The 16,024-nt window shown below is 67.0% G+C and carries 16 protein-coding genes, 1 tRNA gene and 1 pseudogene; 11 read left to right on the forward strand and 7 right to left on the reverse strand.

Going from position 1 to position 16,024, the window contains the following annotated elements; genetic code table 11:
* Positions 1–44 precede the first annotated feature (44 nt).
* Positions 45–1,769 carry a SulP family inorganic anion transporter gene (locus CXY79_RS14065; protein WP_104102784.1) on the forward strand — a complete coding sequence of 575 codons (1,725 nt, stop codon included), beginning with the start codon at positions 45–47 and terminating at the stop codon, positions 1,767–1,769.
* A gap of 24 nt (positions 1,770–1,793) precedes the next feature.
* On the opposite strand, the gene CXY79_RS14070 is transcribed toward CXY79_RS14065, so the two are convergent.
* From CXY79_RS14070 to CXY79_RS14085, 4 genes are all read right to left on the reverse strand, one after another.
* The gene (locus CXY79_RS14070; RefSeq protein ID WP_104102787.1) at positions 1,794–2,957 is read right to left on the reverse strand and encodes a globin domain-containing protein; all 1,164 of its coding nucleotides are present in this window, start codon (positions 2,955–2,957) and stop codon (positions 1,794–1,796) included.
* 71 nt (positions 2,958–3,028) lie between these two features.
* Positions 3,029–3,493, reverse strand: a complete 465-nt coding sequence (locus CXY79_RS14075) for an Rrf2 family transcriptional regulator (protein WP_104102790.1) — start codon at positions 3,491–3,493, stop codon at positions 3,029–3,031.
* 22 nt (positions 3,494–3,515) lie between these two features.
* Entirely contained in the window at positions 3,516–4,067 is a 552-nt protein-coding gene (locus tag CXY79_RS14080; RefSeq protein WP_104102793.1) for a septum formation family protein, read from the reverse strand.
* Positions 4,068–4,070: 3 nt separating this feature from the next.
* Positions 4,071–4,925, reverse strand: a complete 855-nt coding sequence (locus tag CXY79_RS14085; RefSeq protein WP_104102796.1) for an inositol monophosphatase family protein — start codon at positions 4,923–4,925, stop codon at positions 4,071–4,073.
* 123 nt (positions 4,926–5,048) lie between these two features.
* Here CXY79_RS14085 and CXY79_RS14090 point away from each other — a divergent pair.
* The 6 genes and pseudogenes from CXY79_RS14090 to CXY79_RS14115 all read left to right on the forward strand — a co-directional run bounded on the left by CXY79_RS14090 (position 5,049) and on the right by CXY79_RS14115 (position 8,394).
* Positions 5,049–5,121, forward strand: a tRNA-Lys gene (locus tag CXY79_RS14090).
* Positions 5,122–5,452: 331 nt separating this feature from the next.
* Complete coding sequence (locus CXY79_RS14095; RefSeq protein ID WP_104102799.1) at positions 5,453–5,929, forward strand: hypothetical protein; 477 nt, start codon at positions 5,453–5,455, stop codon at positions 5,927–5,929.
* Positions 5,874–6,302: pseudogene (locus tag CXY79_RS17035) on the forward strand (DUF222 domain-containing protein); the annotation flags it as partial. The gene CXY79_RS14095 and the pseudogene CXY79_RS17035, both read left to right, overlap by 56 nt.
* A 115-nt stretch (positions 6,303–6,417) precedes the next feature.
* On the forward strand, positions 6,418–6,906 hold the full coding sequence (locus CXY79_RS14105) for a hypothetical protein (protein WP_233191516.1): 489 nt from the start codon (positions 6,418–6,420) through the stop codon (positions 6,904–6,906).
* 353 nt (positions 6,907–7,259) lie between these two features.
* Entirely contained in the window at positions 7,260–7,874 is a 615-nt protein-coding gene (locus tag CXY79_RS14110; protein ID WP_104102808.1) for a TetR/AcrR family transcriptional regulator, read from the forward strand.
* Between the two features lie 325 nt (positions 7,875–8,199).
* On the forward strand, positions 8,200–8,394 hold the full coding sequence (locus tag CXY79_RS14115; RefSeq protein ID WP_104102811.1) for a hypothetical protein: 195 nt from the start codon (positions 8,200–8,202) through the stop codon (positions 8,392–8,394).
* 18 nt (positions 8,395–8,412) lie between these two features.
* Here CXY79_RS14115 and CXY79_RS14120 read toward each other — a convergent pair whose 3' ends face one another.
* Complete coding sequence (locus CXY79_RS14120; protein ID WP_104102814.1) at positions 8,413–9,114, reverse strand: response regulator; 702 nt, start codon at positions 9,112–9,114, stop codon at positions 8,413–8,415.
* The gene (locus CXY79_RS14125) at positions 9,107–10,783 is read right to left on the reverse strand and encodes a sensor histidine kinase (RefSeq protein WP_104102817.1); all 1,677 of its coding nucleotides are present in this window, start codon (positions 10,781–10,783) and stop codon (positions 9,107–9,109) included. Before CXY79_RS14125 ends, CXY79_RS14120 begins: the two co-directional genes overlap by 8 nt.
* 148 nt (positions 10,784–10,931) lie before the next feature.
* Between CXY79_RS14125 and CXY79_RS14130 the strand changes: the two genes are divergently transcribed.
* The 4 genes from CXY79_RS14130 to CXY79_RS14145 all read left to right on the forward strand — a co-directional run bounded on the left by CXY79_RS14130 (position 10,932) and on the right by CXY79_RS14145 (position 15,822).
* The gene (locus CXY79_RS14130; protein WP_104102820.1) at positions 10,932–12,311 is read left to right on the forward strand and encodes a cation:dicarboxylate symporter family transporter; all 1,380 of its coding nucleotides are present in this window, start codon (positions 10,932–10,934) and stop codon (positions 12,309–12,311) included.
* A gap of 383 nt (positions 12,312–12,694) precedes the next feature.
* Complete coding sequence (locus CXY79_RS14135; RefSeq protein WP_233191517.1) at positions 12,695–13,963, forward strand: glycine betaine/L-proline ABC transporter ATP-binding protein; 1,269 nt, start codon at positions 12,695–12,697, stop codon at positions 13,961–13,963.
* A complete protein-coding gene (locus tag CXY79_RS14140) occupies positions 13,960–14,847 on the forward strand; it encodes a proline/glycine betaine ABC transporter permease (RefSeq protein WP_104102826.1) in 888 nt (295 codons plus the stop codon). The genes CXY79_RS14135 and CXY79_RS14140 overlap by 4 nt, the downstream gene beginning before the upstream one ends.
* A 78-nt stretch (positions 14,848–14,925) precedes the next feature.
* Complete coding sequence (locus CXY79_RS14145) at positions 14,926–15,822, forward strand: glycine betaine ABC transporter substrate-binding protein (RefSeq protein ID WP_104102829.1); 897 nt, start codon at positions 14,926–14,928, stop codon at positions 15,820–15,822.
* Between the two features lie 65 nt (positions 15,823–15,887).
* Here the strand turns inward: CXY79_RS14145 and CXY79_RS16785 are convergent, their stop codons facing one another.
* Positions 15,888–16,019, reverse strand: a complete 132-nt coding sequence (locus CXY79_RS16785; protein WP_255409045.1) for a hypothetical protein — start codon at positions 16,017–16,019, stop codon at positions 15,888–15,890.
* Positions 16,020–16,024: the final 5 nt, after the last annotated feature.

Raw genomic sequence — 16,024 nt, forward strand, 5'->3', positions numbered from 1 at the left:
GCCGGACCGCCCGGATGCACCAAGATAGGGCCGGGAGGAACGGTATGGCGGCTGCGTGGGTGAAGAAGTGGGTGCCGGGTGTCGATACCGCGCTCACCTACCGGCGCGCCTGGCTGCTCCCTGACCTGAGAGCGGGGCTTGTGCTCACCGCCTTGCTGATCCCGGTGGGCATCGGCTACGCCGAGGTGGCCGGCCTGCCGCCAGAGACCGGCCTGTACGCCACGATCATTCCGTTGGCGGCATATGCCTTGTTCGGCCCCTCTCGCGTGCTGGTGCTCGGCCCCGACTCGGCCCTGGCGCCGATCATCGCGGCCGTGATCCTGCCGCTTGCCCTCGGCGACGATGACCGAGCGGTGGCCCTGGCGGGACTTCTCGCGATCATGGTCGGCCTGATCCTCCTGCTGGGCGGACTGCTCCGCCTCGGATTCGTGACCGACCTGCTCTCCAAGCCCATCCGGGTCGGCTACCTGAATGCCCTCGGACTCCTGGTGATCATTTCCCAACTGCCGGCGCTGCTGGGATTTTCGATCGACTCGGGTCCGCCGATTGCCGACGTGATCGCAATCGGGGCCGGTATCGCCGGGGGCGAAGTCAACCTCACCGCGTTGCTCTTCGGACTCGGGTCGCTGCTCATCATCGTGGGTCTGTCCTGGGGCAGATCTCGGATCCCCGGCGTGCTAGTGGCCGTCGTGCTGGCGACACTGCTGACTGCCGTACTCGGGCTTCACAGCACCATACCCGTCGTCGGGGCGATGCCGCAGGGACTGCCCGCTCCGGCGCTCGGCGGTCTGGTCTGGGCGGATGTCGCCGCGCTCGCCCTTCCCGCCCTCGGCGTCGCCCTGATCGCCTTCGCCGATACGGCCGTGCTGTCGCGCACGTTCGCCGCGCGCCGCGGCGAGAGTGTCGACGGGAGTCAGGAGATGGCGGCGATCGGCGCCTCGAACATCGCGGGCGGTCTGCTCGGCGGCTTCCCCATTTCGGCGTCGTCCTCGCGCACCCCCGTTGCCGAGAGCGCGGGCGCACGAACCCAGCTCACGGGCGTGGTCGGCGCCGCACTCATCGTGGTGTTCATGCTGCTGGCGCCCGGACTCACCGGCTACCTGCCCTCGGCGACCATCGCTGCCGTCGTGATCGTCGCGGCCGCCGGTCTGATCGACGTGAAGGGGTTCCTCGCCCTCGTGCGGATGAACAAAGTGGATGCCGCGCTGTCCATCGCGTCGTTCCTCGGTGTCGTGGTCGTGGGCGTGATCGAGGGCATCGGCGTGGCGATCGTGCTGTCCCTCGGGGCATTCGTGAGCCACGCCTGGCGACCCTACCGGGCTGAGCTCGGGCGCATCCGTGGGCTGCGCGGGTACCACGACCTGTCCCGTCATCCGGAGGGCGAGCGGTTGCCCGGCATCGTCATCGTGCGCTTCGACGCGCCGCTGTTCTTCGCCAACGGCGGCATTTTCGACGACTTCGTGCGTCGCGTCGTCACCGAGGCAGGGAGTGACGTGCACACGGTCATCCTGGCGGCCGAGCCGATCACAGAGATCGACACGACCGCCGTGGAAGAACTTCTGGAACTCGACGATTTCCTCGCCTCACGCGGGATCACGCTGATCTTCGCCGAGATGAAGGGTCCGGTGAAGGACCACCTGCGCGACTACGGTCTCAGTCGACGGTTCCCACCGGAGCGGTTCGCGGGCACCGTGGGCGAGGCGGTCGACGAGGTCACCGGCACATTGCGCGGCGACCTCGAGGGCACCGAATGGGGCGACGAGCACTGAGGCTGCGCTGAAATTCCGCGCGGATCAGACGCCGGCAAGCCAGAGGTCAGGGCCGAAGATCTCGTAGTGGATGCGGTCGGCCGGCACACCGGACTCCAGCGCCTGTGAGCGCAGGCTGCGCATGAACGGGAGCGGACCGCACAGGTACACCGAGGCATCCGTCGGGATCGACACGTTCTCAAGGGACATGAAGCCCTCGTGGTGGCCCTCGCTCGGGATCTCCAGCCAGAGTTCGAGCTCTGCTGCTTCCAGCAGTGCGATGTCTTCGCTCATCTGGTCGCGCAGCGCCCAGCGTTCGAGGTTGCTCTCGGCATGCAGCACGAGCACCTCGCGCTTCGAGCCGGTGTCCACCAGGGAGCGCAGGATCGATGCGCTGGGCGTGCAGCCGATTCCGGCCGAGGCCAGGATCAGCGGGCCGGTGCCCTGATCTAGGGTGATGTCGCCGCACGGCACGGAGAGGATGAGCGTGTCGCCGACCTGCACATCACGGTGCAGCACGGGGGAGACCTCGCCGTCTGCGTCGAGCTTGGTGGTGAAGACGCGGGTCGTGGCCGTGCCGGCCGACAGCGAGTACTGGCGCACCTGGCGGATGCCGTCGGGCATGGTGGCCGTGACGCTGACGTACTGGCCCGGCAGGGCAGGCGTCACGGGAGTGTCGTCGGCCGGCTCCAGGGTGAATGTGACGGCGTCGGTGCCGGCCGCTTCCTTCTTCACGACGACCCAGGGGGCGAGCGGCTTGTCGCTGGCGAGACCGGCGTAAAGGCCCTTCTCCATCTTGATCAGGGCGTGGGCCATCAGCCAGTAGACCTCGGTCCAGGCGCCGGCGATCTCGGCCGTGATGACGTCGCTGAGTTCTTCGGCGATGGCCTCGAAGAGGTACTTGTAGACGATGTCGTACTGCTCGGGCGCAATGGAGAGGGAGATGTGCTTGTGGGCGATGCGGGAGAGCATGGCCTCCGGCGTGGTGTCGGGGTTCTGCACCAGGTAGGTCGCGAAGACGGCGATACTTCCGGCCAGGGCCTGCTGCTGCGAGCCGTTTTTCTGGTTGGAGCGGCTGAAGAGGCCGTCGAAGAGGTCGGGGTGAGCGGTCAGCATCCGGCCGTAAAAGTTCTTCGCGATCTCGGGCATGCGCTCGCCCACCAGGGGCAGAGTCGCTTTGATGAGGGGCAGTGACTGGGTGGATAGCATGCAAACTCCAAGCAATTGAGGGACGTACCCAAAAGTATCATTTCAAATGCTTAATATCGGGTTGTATCCCATTACCCCCGATCGGCGCGGCGCGGCGGCAGGGGTGCCAGCGTGAGGACAACGGGAGCGGGGAAGCCGATATGGGGGAGAGCCGCGATCACAAGGTCGTCGAGTTCGGCGTAGAACGCCTCCCGTGCTCGTCGGAGCCCCCCGCGGAGTCCACAGCCGCCACTGAGCGGACAGTCACCGTGGGGCGTCTCACAGTCGGCGACATCGTCGCGGGTGTCGAGTTGGCGCAGCAGCCAGCCCACGGTGGCCGTTCGCCCGACCGGGCTGATCCTCACTCCGCCGGTACGGCCGCGCAGTGACTCCACGAGTCCCAGCTCGCGGAGTCGCATGACGGCCTTGCTGACATGGCTGTACGGGGTGGCCACCGCCTCGGCGATGACCCGCGAGGTCTGAAGCTCGCCGTCGGGGAGCGTCGCCAGGAACATGAGCGCTCGCAGGGAGACATCCGAGAAGGCATTGATCCTCATGGGTCAACAGTATGGCCGCGGGTCAGCGCGATGCGCCGGCCAGGGTGCCGGTCACGGCGCCGGCCGGGTCGGTGATCAGGCACGAGACGTCGCGGCTGCCCGGGCCGTTCGGGCTGGCCAGGACGTCGGCGTCGGCCCAGCTCTGCGCCGTGGGGGTGAGGTAGGCGAAATCCAGACTCGATGCCCGGTACTCGAGCAGCACGAAGTCCTCGAACAGGGAACCGCAGCCGGTTTCCGCCACTGCGGTCACGGCGTTGTCGCCGGGGAAGGCGTCGCCCGGCACCGGGAACCGGGCGAATACCTCGAACTCGTGGCTCTCGTCGCATGAAACCCGCGGAACGATCGATGCGTTCACGTCCAGTCCCTCCGAAACCTCACGCAGGCAGTCTCCGACGAGAAGGTCGGCCACAGCGGTGACCTCTCCGAGAGCGGATGCCGGCACGGCAGCCACGTTGCGGACCGGCGTCGGCAGCATGTCGCCGATCACGCTGCAGCCGGTGAGGCTGGCGGTCAGGACGCTGGCCGCAGCGATCAGCAGGGTCAGGGTTCCGGGGTGCGTGCGCGGCGGGATCATCGGTTAGCGGGTCGGCGCGCTCGGGGACGCGGGTGCATCCGTGGTGGTGGTCGCTGAGCCGAGGGCCCGCAGAGCCGGCTCGTGCAGCAGGCCGTTGGTGGCCAGAGCGCTGCCGTGCCAGGGGCCGGGCCGGCCGTCGGCGGAGGAGAACCGGCCGCCGGCCTCCTGCACGATCGGGGCCAGGGCCGCGAGATCGTAGGGCTGCAGGTCGTATTCCGCGACGATGTCGAGCAGACCCTCGGCGAGGAGCATGTACGACCACATGTCGCCGTAGGCGCGGGTGCGCCAGACCTGGCGGGACAGCGTGATCAGCTCGTCGAGGTGCCCGGTCTGGTCCCACTGCTGGATGCTGTTGTAGCTGAGCGAGGCGTCGGCGAGCTTGGCCACGCCGGACACGGCCAGGCGCACGGGGTCGGCGCCCGGCGTGCGCTCGTCGGTCATCCAGGCGCCGCCGCCGGTGCGCGCCCACCAACGCTTGCCGAGGGCTGGGGAGCTCGCCATCCCCACCACCGGATCGCCATCGACGGCGAGGGCGATCAGGGTGCCCCAGATCGGGATGCCGCGCAGGAAACCGGCTGTGCCGTCGATCGGATCGATGATCCATTGCCGCACGCTGGTGCCCTCGGTGCCGAATTCCTCACCGAGGATGCCGTCGGCCGGGCGCCGCTCGGCCAGGGCGGTCCGGATCGCGCGCTCCACGGCCTGGTCGGCATCCGTCACCGGGGTGCGGTCGGGTTTGGTCGTCACGACGAGGTCCATCGCGGTGAACCGGTCGCGCGAGATCGCGTCGGCCAGATCGGCGAGCTCGGTCGCGAGCTGGAGGTCGTCATCGAGGGAGTACTTCTGGGGCTGGGTCACAGACCAAGACTAGTAATTTTGGCGCGACTCTCCGGTTTGTACCTCGATTGGCGCCGAAGGTAATCGTGCTGTTAGTATCTAGAGTCGGTTCGGGTCACCCTGGGTCGGAGAGTAGAGAAACATGCACCTCTAGCTCAATTGGCAGAGCAACTGACTCTTAATCAGTGGGTTCCCGGTTCAAGTCCGGGGGGGTGCACCGCGAGGCCCCTTTCATCAGGTTTTCACCAAATGGAAGGGGTTTTTTTGTTCCCTCCTCGGGTGCTCGAGTCCGTCGAGACCCGGTCAGGTGATCCCTGGAGGCTCCCGTCTGACCTCCCCTCTCCCGGCGCACGGTGAGGAAGCAGGCGCACGTTGGAACGTCCGCCACGGTCCAGAACCTGCGCCGCGAGACCGACACGCCGACCCCAGACCATATCGGCATGCCAGCGCGACCTCCGCGTTCTGGTACTAGAACAAAAATCCGAAGTAATCACAGCTATTAATAAATAAGTATCGACTAAATGTACCCAACGAGGTATCCTCATAACATGACGAACCTCGCGGATGACCTCAGGCAGGCGGCCGACGCTGTCGCCCTGCTGGGCTCCTCGAGCGCCGACCTCGCGGCTCTTCCCGACGCCGAGGCTTTGGCCGGCCAGAAGCGGATCGCCTGCGCGCGCCGTCTGCTCGACACCTATGCCGCGTTGATGGCCGCAACCATCGCCCGCCGGTCCCGCCCGGAACTCGGCCACTCGGGGCTGGCCGCGCAGCAGGGGTTCCTCTCGCCCGAGGCCCTGATCCAGAACTGGACCGGCTCATCCAAGGGCGACGCGTACAAGCTGGTCGCGGTCGGCACGATGATGGCCGACACCGAGGCGGCCGACAAGCTGGTCGAAGAGGCACTCTCGACGCTCTCGACGCCCGACGCCCGACGCCGACGCTGTCGACGTCGCGGCGTTCACCGCGAGGGTGCCGTGGCAGGCGCCGATCGCCCGGGGCGTCACCGCCGGCACGCTCTCGGTTGACGCGGCCGAGGCGATCCGGGCCGGGCTCGGCCAGATCGACGCGGCAGTCACCGCGGAGAAGCTCCGGGTGGCCCTCGCGGCGCTCCTCACCGAGGCACCGTCACTGAATGCCGACGAGGTCTTCAAACGGGCCCGCTGGATGCGCGACCGGCTCGATCAGGCCGGCATCGCCGCCCGGGAGAAGCAGGCCCACGACGACCGCTACCTGCGGGTCTACCGGCTGAGCAACGTCAACGTGCGCTTGAACGGGCTGTTCGCCCCCGAAGACGGCGAGTTCGTGCTCTCCACCTTCGACTCCATCACCAGCCTCCGCCGCGGCGGAGTGCGCTTCGTCGACCCGGAACGGGCAGCCTGGGCCCAAAAAATGCAGGACGACCCGCGCAGCACCGAGCAGATCAACGCGGACTCCCTCGTGCAACTGCTGACGATCGCCGGCGAAGCCGACCCCGGCCGGGTCTTCGGCGGACGCCGCCAGGCGGCGCGTGATCGTGACCGAGAAAGTCCTCACAGCCGAACCCGCCGCGCCGGGTGCCGCCGAACCCGCCGCTCACGGGCAGATCGAAGGCAACCCGGTCCCCATCTCGCAGGAAACCATCGACCGGGTGCTCTGCGACACCGGCACCCGCGGCATCAAGTTCGACGACATCGGCCAAATCATCAACGTCGGCCGTGACGAACGACTCTTCACCGAGAAACAACGCGCCGCGATGGGAGTGCGCGACGGCGGATGCCGGTGGGTCGACTGCGACAGATCACCAGCCTCGACCGAAGCCCACCACATCAACGACTGGCTCACCGACACCGGAGACACCAACCTCGCCGAAGAAGTACTGCTCTGCCACCCGCACCACCTACTGCTGCACAACCAGCACTGGAAGATCACCCGCACCGGAACGCAACACTGGCTGCGGCCACCGGTGGAGAACGACCCGGAACAGACACTGATCGCACTGCCGAGCAAGCGGGTGGGGCTGTAGGGCGTGGCTCTCGTCCCGGGTCTTGACAGGCTCGACCACCGGCGGGGAATCTCCGAGGGGCGGGTCACCGGGACTGGGCAGGCTCGCCCCCCCCCCCCCCCCCCCCCCCCCCCCCCCCCCCCCCCCCCCCCCCCCCCCCCCCCCCCCCCCCCCCCCCCCCCCCCNCAGCCAGATGCGAATCCGACTGGGGTTGCGTTGGTCCCCGGGTCCCCCTGAATCCCCCCGGTCAGTCGAGAACTGAATCTCACCCGGAGACTTGTACGATCGTACAGCACTCTCAGGTGAAGGCGTCCCGGCCCGATGGTTAGGCTGGTATATCGCACCGTTCGGTCGAATGGTGACGATTCCCGGAGGTGCTGGTGGCTGGAAGTGATGCTCGCAGGATCGAGGCGCGTGAACGCATCCTGGCAGCGGCGGCAATCGAATTCGCCGACCGCGGCTACGCGGGCACCTCGATCGGCCTGGTTGCCGAGAAGTCGGGCACCGGCAAGGGGTTGGTGCAGTACCACTTCAAAGCCAAGTCGGATATGGCGCTCGCGCTCGTGCATTCCTCGTTTTCGCGGGCTCCGTTCGCCAACGTACTGGGCGATGCGTCACCCGTGCGCGGGATCGAGGCCATCGTGGCGTCGATCCGCGGGGTTGCCGGCGCTTTCCGGAACGACGTGCGCGTGCGGGCTTCGGTGCGGCTCGTGCGGGAATATCATCTGATCCCGGCAATCCTGCCGACCCCGTACGTGGGCTGGGTCGCGCGCATCGCGATGCTGCTTCGCGAGGCCGAGGCAGCGGGGGAGATCCTGTCCGGACTCGACCACGACCGCGAGGCCTGGCATCTGGTGGCGTACTTCAGCGGCGTTCAGGAGGTATCGAACCGGCTTGCCGAACGGGAGGACCTACCAGAACGGATCGAGGAGATGCTTGCGCGGTCCCTGGCTGCGCTGGGTGTGGTGGACCTCGACCGGTTCCTCTGAGAGCCTGGCCCCGCGCTGCCGTTGTGACAATCAGTCAGATCTCCTGTCTCACCGTTTCTCACAGATGGGCACCACCGCCGTTCACCCGCCCGCCGGCGCCGGGTGCCCCGCCGCGGGATATAACAACCGTTTTGGCGCTGGTTTCGGTTGCGCCTGAGGATCCTCCTTCGGTGCTGCGGTCCGCGCCGGTGGCCACGTCCGCCCCGACCCGCTGCCGGCTCCGCCCGTCGCGGCGTAAATCCATCGGCCACTCGGTCTGCTCTGTCTCCGACCGATCGGGGCCCACCGAAGGTTCGCCGGCTCACGACCAGACGAAGGACAACGAATGCTGTCGAGCTACCTGATCGCCGAATCGTACGGGCGCGTCCGCGGAGTCGTGCACGCCGTGCTCAAGGATGCCGGTGCGGAGTCGCTGAACCTCCGGCCCGTCCTGGAGGTGAACAGCATCGCGTCGCTGATCCGGCATCTGACCCGGGTGCAGGACGACCACCTGTCCGAGATCATGAAGAAGGAGCTCTGAAACAGCTACCCGAACGGTTCACCGGCGCCAGACGTATTCGTTCTCTGGCCGCCCCGGCGTGCCGTAGCGCGGCGACCGCTCGAGTGAGCCGGTGTCGGCCAGATGCTCAAGGTAGCGCCGGGCGGTCACCCGAGAAATGCCGAGCTGCTCCATGACCTCGCTGGAGGAGACCGGAACGGTCTGCAGCTTCAGGAACTCGATCACCGCGCCCAGGGTGCCCTCGGACAGACCCTTCGGCCGCGGCAGCTCGGTGGGCGTGCGCAGGCTCGCGAACGCCAGGTCCACGTCGGTCTGGCTGGTCATCGCGGACAGGCCGCCCAGCTGAAGCCGAAAGTCCCGATACTGCACCAGCTTCTGCGCGAAGGTCGAATAGGTGAACGGCTTGATCAGGTATTGAACAATGCCGGCCGCCACGGCGCCGCGCACGATGTGCAGTTCGCGCACCGCCGTGATGGCGATGATGTCCGTGGTCAGGCCGGCCGCGCGCATCCGTCGGCTCACGTCGAGGCCGTGCAGGTCGGGCAGGGTCATATCCATCAGCACCAGATCGATGGGCTGCCCGGCGGTGACGGCCGTAGCCAGGGCGCGCAGGGCGGAATGGCCGTCGCCGACGGTGCCCGCGTGCACGAAACCGGTCAAACGCCCGAGGTAGGCGGCGTGCGCCTCGGCCGCAATGGCTTCGTCTTCGACGACGAGCACCCGGATGTCCCGGTCAGTCATGCGATCCGCCCATCGTCGCCTCGAGGTCGGGTTCGATGCCCGCAGCGGGCTCCTCCGGCTGCCGGGGGAGGGTGACCGTGAACACGGCCCCCTCGCGGCGGGTGATGCTGAGGCTGCCGTCGAGCCGGTTGACCGTCTGCCGCACCAACGCCAGTCCGAGGCCGCGGCCGAAACTGCCGGGCTCCTTGGTGCTGTAACCGCGGCGGAGGATGTCGGTCACGGCGTCCGGGTCGACGCCGGGGCCGGTGTCGGCCACCTCGATCGCCACCGACGAGGGCGTGGAGCCGACCGAGAGGTGCACCCGGCGGGGTGCCTCGCCGCCGGCGGCCGCGTCGAGTGCGTTATCGACCAGGTTGCCCACGACCGTGACCAGGTCCTGCGCCGTCAGGCCGGAATCGGCGAGGGTTCCGGCCGCCTCAACCGTGAGCAGCACGCCCAGCTCGCTGGCTTGGGCGAACTTGCCCATCAGCAGGGCGCTGAGCACCGGTTCGTCCACCGAGTCGAGCATGTCATCGGTGAGTTGCTGGCTGAGCTCCAGGTCTTTGGTGGCGAAATCGAGGGCCTCGGCGCCGCGCCCGAGTTCCATCAGGGACACGATGGTGTGAAGCCGGTTGGCGTGCTCATGGGTCTGGGCGTGCAGGGCATCCGAGAGGGTGCGCATCGACCGGAGCTCGCTGCCCATCGATTGCAGGTCGGTGTGGTCGCGGATGGTCGCAACCCAGCCCATCGGCGCGGGTTTGGTGCGGCCGCTGCCCGGTTTCAGTGCCGGCAGCTGGCTGACGACCAGCACGCGCGTGTCGGTGACGTGGATCTCGTCGGTGGCGGGGCGGCCGCTCTTCAGTAGCTCGGCGAGCGCCGGGGGAAGGTCGAGACGGTCAAGGCTCTGCGTGGCGGCGGAGGATGCTCGGCCCTCAGTCGGTGAGCGCGGCGGCAGGCCCAGCAGCCGGGCAGCCTGATCGTTGTAGAGCACGACCTCGCCCGTGAGAGTGACGAGTACGAGACCCTCCCGCACCGAATGCAGCACCGAGTCGTAGTAGACGAAGAGCTGGGCGAGTTGCTCCGGTCCCCAGCCGAGCGTGACCCGGCTTAGATAGCGACCGAGCAGCCAGGCGGCGAGGGTGCCCGTGGCTAGCAGCATCAGGGCCACCCCCAGCACGGCCGGCAGCCGCGCGCTCAGCGCGATGGAGAGGTTGCTCGTCTTCACCCCCGCAGCCACCAGGCCCTGAACGGCTCCCTGCTCGTCGGTGATCGGAACGACGGCCCGCACCGAGGGTCCGAGCGTGCCCGTGGTCACCTCGGTGAACGGTTCCCCGGCCAGGGCGGGCGTGACGGTACCGATGTAGGGGCGGCCGATCTCCAACTCGGTCGGGTGGGTCCAGCGGGTGCGGTCGGGCGCCATGATCGTGATGAAGTCGAGGGTGGCGTCGGCGGTGACCCGCTCGGCGTACGGCTGGAGCACCGCGCTGGGATCGGCTGAGCGGCTGGCCTCCAGTACGAGCGGGTTGTCGGCGATGGCGCTGGCGACGGACAGCATCCGTTCCTCGGCGGCGACGAAACCACGGTCGCGGGCGTCCACGAAGGCCGCGGTGCCCGCGAACACGGTTATCGCCATGATGACCAGGGCGTTCGCCAGGAACAGGCGGCGCGCAATGCTCCAGCCTTGCCCCATCGCATCCTTCTTCCATTTGCGCGACCGTGACCAATATGACCGCAACAGTGACGCGGGCGCCTCGGTCGTCCAGTCTGAAACACACCACGGATGGTCCGGGCGCACCAGCGCTTCACCCCAGCCTAGTTACTAGACAAAGGAGTCTTTTATGGCATCACTGCCTCGCGCTCGCGCTGCACAGCCCGCGAAGAAGTTTGACAAGTCCCACTACCTGTACATGGCGGTCATCGTCGCGGTGATCCTCGGCGTCATCGTCGGCCTGCTCTTCGGCGGCACAGGCGGATTCGCCGTCTCGCTCAAACCGCTCGGGGACATCTTCATCGCCCTGATCAAGATGATGATCTCGCCGATCATCTTCTGCACGATCATCCTCGGCATCGGTTCCATCGCGAAGGCCGCCACGGTCGGCAAGATCGGCGGACTGGCCCTCGGCTACTTCCTGACCATGTCCACCTTCGCCCTGGCGATCGGCCTCGTCGTGGGCAACGTGATCAAGCCCGGCTCAGGGCTCGATCTCACCGCGACCACCTTCGTGCCGCCGGAAGCCGCCGAATCGGACTTCTTCCTCGGCATCATCCCGACCACACTGTTCTCCGCACTGACCGCCGGCAACATCCTGCAGACCCTGCTGGTGGCCCTCATCGCCGGCTTCGCGCTGCAGAAGATGGGAGCCGCCGGCAAGCCGATCCTCGAGGGCATCGCGCACGTGCAGGCCCTGGTCTTTCGCATCCTGATCATGGTCATGTGGCTCGCGCCGATCGGCGCCTTCGGTGCGATCGCCGCCGTCGTCGGTGCCACCGGCTTCCAGGCCGTTATCAGCCTCTTCACCCTGATGGGCGCCTTCTACCTGACCTGTGTGCTCTTCATCGTCGTCATCCTCGGCGGGTTGCTCAAGATCGTCACCGGCATCAGCATCTTCAAGCTGATGCGTTATCTCGGCCGAGAGTACCTGCTGATCTTCTCGACTTCCTCTTCCGAGGCGGCGCTGCCGCGCCTGATCGCCAAGATGGAGCACCTCGGCGTCTCCAAGCCGGTCGTGGGCGTCACGGTTCCCACCGGATACTCCTTCAACCTCGACGGCACTGCGATCTACCTGACCATGGCGTCGCTCTTCATCGCCACGGCCATGGGTCAGCCGCTCGCCCTGGGCGAGCAGATCGGGCTCCTCGCCTTCATGATCATCGCCTCCAAGGGTGCCGCCGGAGTGTCCGGTGCCGGGATCGCGACCCTGGCCGCCGGCTTGCAGGCCCACGCCCCGCAGCTGCTTGAAGGAGTCGGCTTCATCGTGGGCATCGACCGCTTCATGTCCGAGGCCCGCGCGCTCACGAACTTTACCGGCAACGCCGTCGCCACCGTGCTGATCGGATCCTGGACCAAGGAGATCGATCGTGCCCAGGTCGACCGGGTGCTCGACCGTCACGAGCCGTTCGACGAGACCACGATGATCGCCCACCACGGTGCGCCCAGCGCCGCCGAAACGGCCGCCGCGACCGAGAAGTCCGCGCAGATCGCGGCGCTCAAGGCCTGAGTCCGTTCCGGGTCGTCGAACGCGACCCGGCACGGATGCTCCGCGGCGGCTGTCTCGCGGCCTGCGGTAGGGCCGGTTCTCCCCGCTACCCGAAACCGTCGAAATCGCTGCTTCTGCGACGCAAATACCCCCGTGTTAGGCTTACTGCTGGTCTTACGACCCTTCACCAGGACGCGAATGTACAGCCACGGCCCCATCGGTACGGCGCTTCGTATGGTGAGGCCATGACGGATGCGATCCCCATGATCGCCCCAGCCCACGCTTTCCATCGCGTCGAGGCCGGTCACGGCCTACCCGTCCGACACAGCGTGCATCCGTTCCGTCGGCCGTGATTCGGCCCCGCCCGGCGTGCACCGGGAGAATCCGTGACCGAAACTATTGCCGTGAAGGCAGATCGACTGTACAAAGCGTTCGGGCGTCGTCCGCACGAGCTCGTCAAGAAGCTGACCGCGGGAGCCAGCCGCGATGAGGTGTCCTCGCTGGGCACCGCCGCCGTTATCGACGCCTCATTCGAGGTTCACCGCGGCGAAATCTTCGTGGTGATGGGGTTGTCCGGTTCGGGCAAATCCACCCTGATCCGCATGCTCAACGGGCTACTGGACGCCACCTCTGGCAGCGTGACGGTGGCCGGCCAGGCCATCACCGGCATCTCCGCCGCCGCGCTGCGCGAGGTGCGCCGCACCAATATTTCCATGGTGTTCCAGCACTTTGCCCTGCTACCGCATCGCACCGTGATCGACAACGTCGCCTACGGACTCGAGGTGCAGGGCATGGGCCGCGAGGAGCGGCTCGCCAAGGCGCGCACCATCATCCGCCTCGTCGGGCTCGACGGCTGGGCCGACAGCCTGCCGTCCGAGCTTTCCGGCGGAATGCAGCAGCGAGTCGGCCTCGGCCGGGCTCTCGCCGCCGACACCGACGTCCTCCTGATGGATGAGGCGTTCTCGGCCCTTGACCCGCTGATCCGCCGCGAAATGCAGGAGCAGTTGATCGAGCTGCAGGCCGAGCTCGGCAAAACCATCATCTTCATCACCCACGATCTCAACGAGGCCATGTTCCTCGGCGACCGCATCGCGGTCATGCGCGATGGTCGCATCGTTCAGATCGGCACCCCCGAGGAGATCCTGACCGACCCGGCGAACGACTACGTCGCTCAGTTCGTGCAGGATGTCGACCGCGCCCGGGTGCTGACCGCGGCCAGCGTGATGGAGCCCGTGCGCTCCGTGGTCACGATCACCGGCGGTCCCCGAGCTGCGCTCCGCACCATGCGCGACCTGCAGACCTCCGCCACCTTCGTGCTCAACCGCGACCGCACCTTCGCCGGTGTGGTGCGCGATCGCGACGTGCTGGGGCAGGTCAAGGCCGGCGAGACCGATCTGCGCGCGATAGTGCGCACGGATGCGATCTCCGTCAACCCGGACACCCCGCTGGTCGACCTGGTCGAACCCTCGGTCGGCAGTGATCTGGCCATCGCCGTGGTCGATGAGAAGAACCGTCTGCTCGGCGTCATCCCGCGGGTGACCTTGCTGGCCGCGCTCGGCAACGTGAGCACGAATACGGGAGACGTGCCCGTGATCGAGCCCGCAGCCACGATTTCCATCAGCGTGATCACCGAAACCCTCCGCGACACCGCTCTGGAAGGAGCCGACCTGTGAACGACTTCCGACTTCCTCTGGGTACCCTCGTGGAGGGGTTCATCGACTGGATCACCGACACGTTCGGGTTCTTATTCGACTTCATCCGGGCCGTCTTCGACGGTGCCTACGAACTGGTCGACTTCCTCCTGGTGGCGCCGCCCTTCTGGGTGATCATCGTGCTCTCGGCGGGGCTGGCCCTGGCCACCCGCGGTTGGAAATTCATGGTCGGTACCGTCCTCGGTCTGATCGTCGTCGTCGGCGTCGACCAGTGGGAGAACGCCATGGACACCCTCGCACTGGTGCTGGTCGCCAGTGTGCTCGCGATCGCCCTCAGCCTGCCGCTCGGTATCCTGGCGGCGAAGTCCGCGGTGGCGTCCAACATCATCCGGCCGATTCTCGACTTCATGCAAACCATGCCGGCCTTCGTGTACCTGATTCCCGCGCTGATTCTGTTCCGCGTGGGCGTCGTGCCCGGAATCGTGGCCACCATCATCTTCGCGATGGCTCCGGGAGTCCGCCTCACCGAGCTGGGCATCCGCGGGGTCGACCGAGAAGTGGTTGAGGCCGGGCAGGCCTTCGGCGCCTCGCCCTGGCGCATCCTCCGGCAGATCCAGCTTCCGCTGGCGATGCCGACGATCATGGCGGGTATCAACCAGGTCATCATGCTCTCACTGTCGATGGTCGTCATCGCCGGTATGGTCGGTGCCGGGGGGCTGGGAGCGGATGTCGTCGCCAGCCTGAACCGCATCGACGTCGCACTCGGTTTCGAAGCCGGCCTCGCCGTGGTGATCCTCGCCATCTTCCTTGACCGCCTGACCGCCGCACTCGGCACCGGCGACACCCCGCTCGGTCGAATCATGTCGGCCCGCAAGCGCCGCGCCCAGCAAGCCCTGGCCGCCTGAGTCAGTGCGCCACGCACACGACCTCCTGATTTCTGATTCTGCCCCGGTCGCCCACCAGGCGACACGAAAGGAAACAATATGAAAAACCGATCACTGTCCCTCATCGCCCTCGGAGCCGTTGGGCTCCTCGCACTCAGCGGCTGCGCCTCGGCCGAGGCCGCCGTCGTCGGCGACGGGAACAAGGACCAGAAAGACATCACCATCGCCGTGTTCAACGGCTGGGATGAAGGCGTCGCGGTCTCCGAACTGTGGAAGGCCATCCTCGACGAGAAGGGCTACAACGCGGAGTTGGAATACGCCGACGTTGCCCCCGTCTACTCGGGTCTCTCCACCGGAGACTATGACATCAACATGGATGTCTGGATGCCGGAGACCCACGCGTCCTACGTGAAGGAGTACGGCGATGACATCGTCGACCTCGGCGCATGGAACGAGGAATCCCGCCTGACCATCGCCGTCAACAAGGATGCCCCCATCGATTCCCTCGACGAGCTGGCCAGGAACGCCGACAAGTTCGGCAACCGCATCGTCGGAATCGAACCCGGAGCCGGCCTGACCAAGGCCACCACTGAGAAGGTCATCCCGGCCTACGGCCTCGACGACATGGAATACCTGACCTCATCGACCGCAGCCATGCTCACCGAGCTGACCGCGGCCACCAAGGCCGGCGAGAACATCGTCGTCACCCTCTGGGAGCCGCACTGGGCCTACGGTTCGCTGCCGATCAAGACTCTCGAGGACCCCAAGGGAACCCTGAAGAACACCGAGTCGCTCCACAGCTACGCCAAGTCCGACTTCGCCGAGGACTTTCCGCAGGCCACCGAGTGGATCAAGGGCTTCGACATGGACCTCGACAAGCTGTACTCGCTTGAGAAGGCCATGTTCGTCGACTACGACGGCAAGGACTACGAGCCGATCGTGGCGAAGTGGATCTCCGAGAACCAGGAGTACGTAGACTCTCTGACCACCACGTAACACAGAACACAACACGAGAGCGGCAGGAGAGGCCCGGTCAAGGATACCCGGGCCTTTCTTGCACCTCAGCGGGGCAGCACGGATGTGCGCCCCCGGGTGTCGAAGGCGGCCGACCGCGCCCCGCAGGGTGCCGGGGCGACGCTGGCAATGGTTGCCCTGGTTTTGGAGGTCGAATCGAAGATGACCAGGGTGCTCACGCCGT

This window comes from Cryobacterium sp. M96 (assembly GCF_002929845.1).
In the GTDB taxonomy this organism is placed as follows: domain Bacteria; phylum Actinomycetota; class Actinomycetes; order Actinomycetales; family Microbacteriaceae; genus Cryobacterium; species Cryobacterium sandaracinum.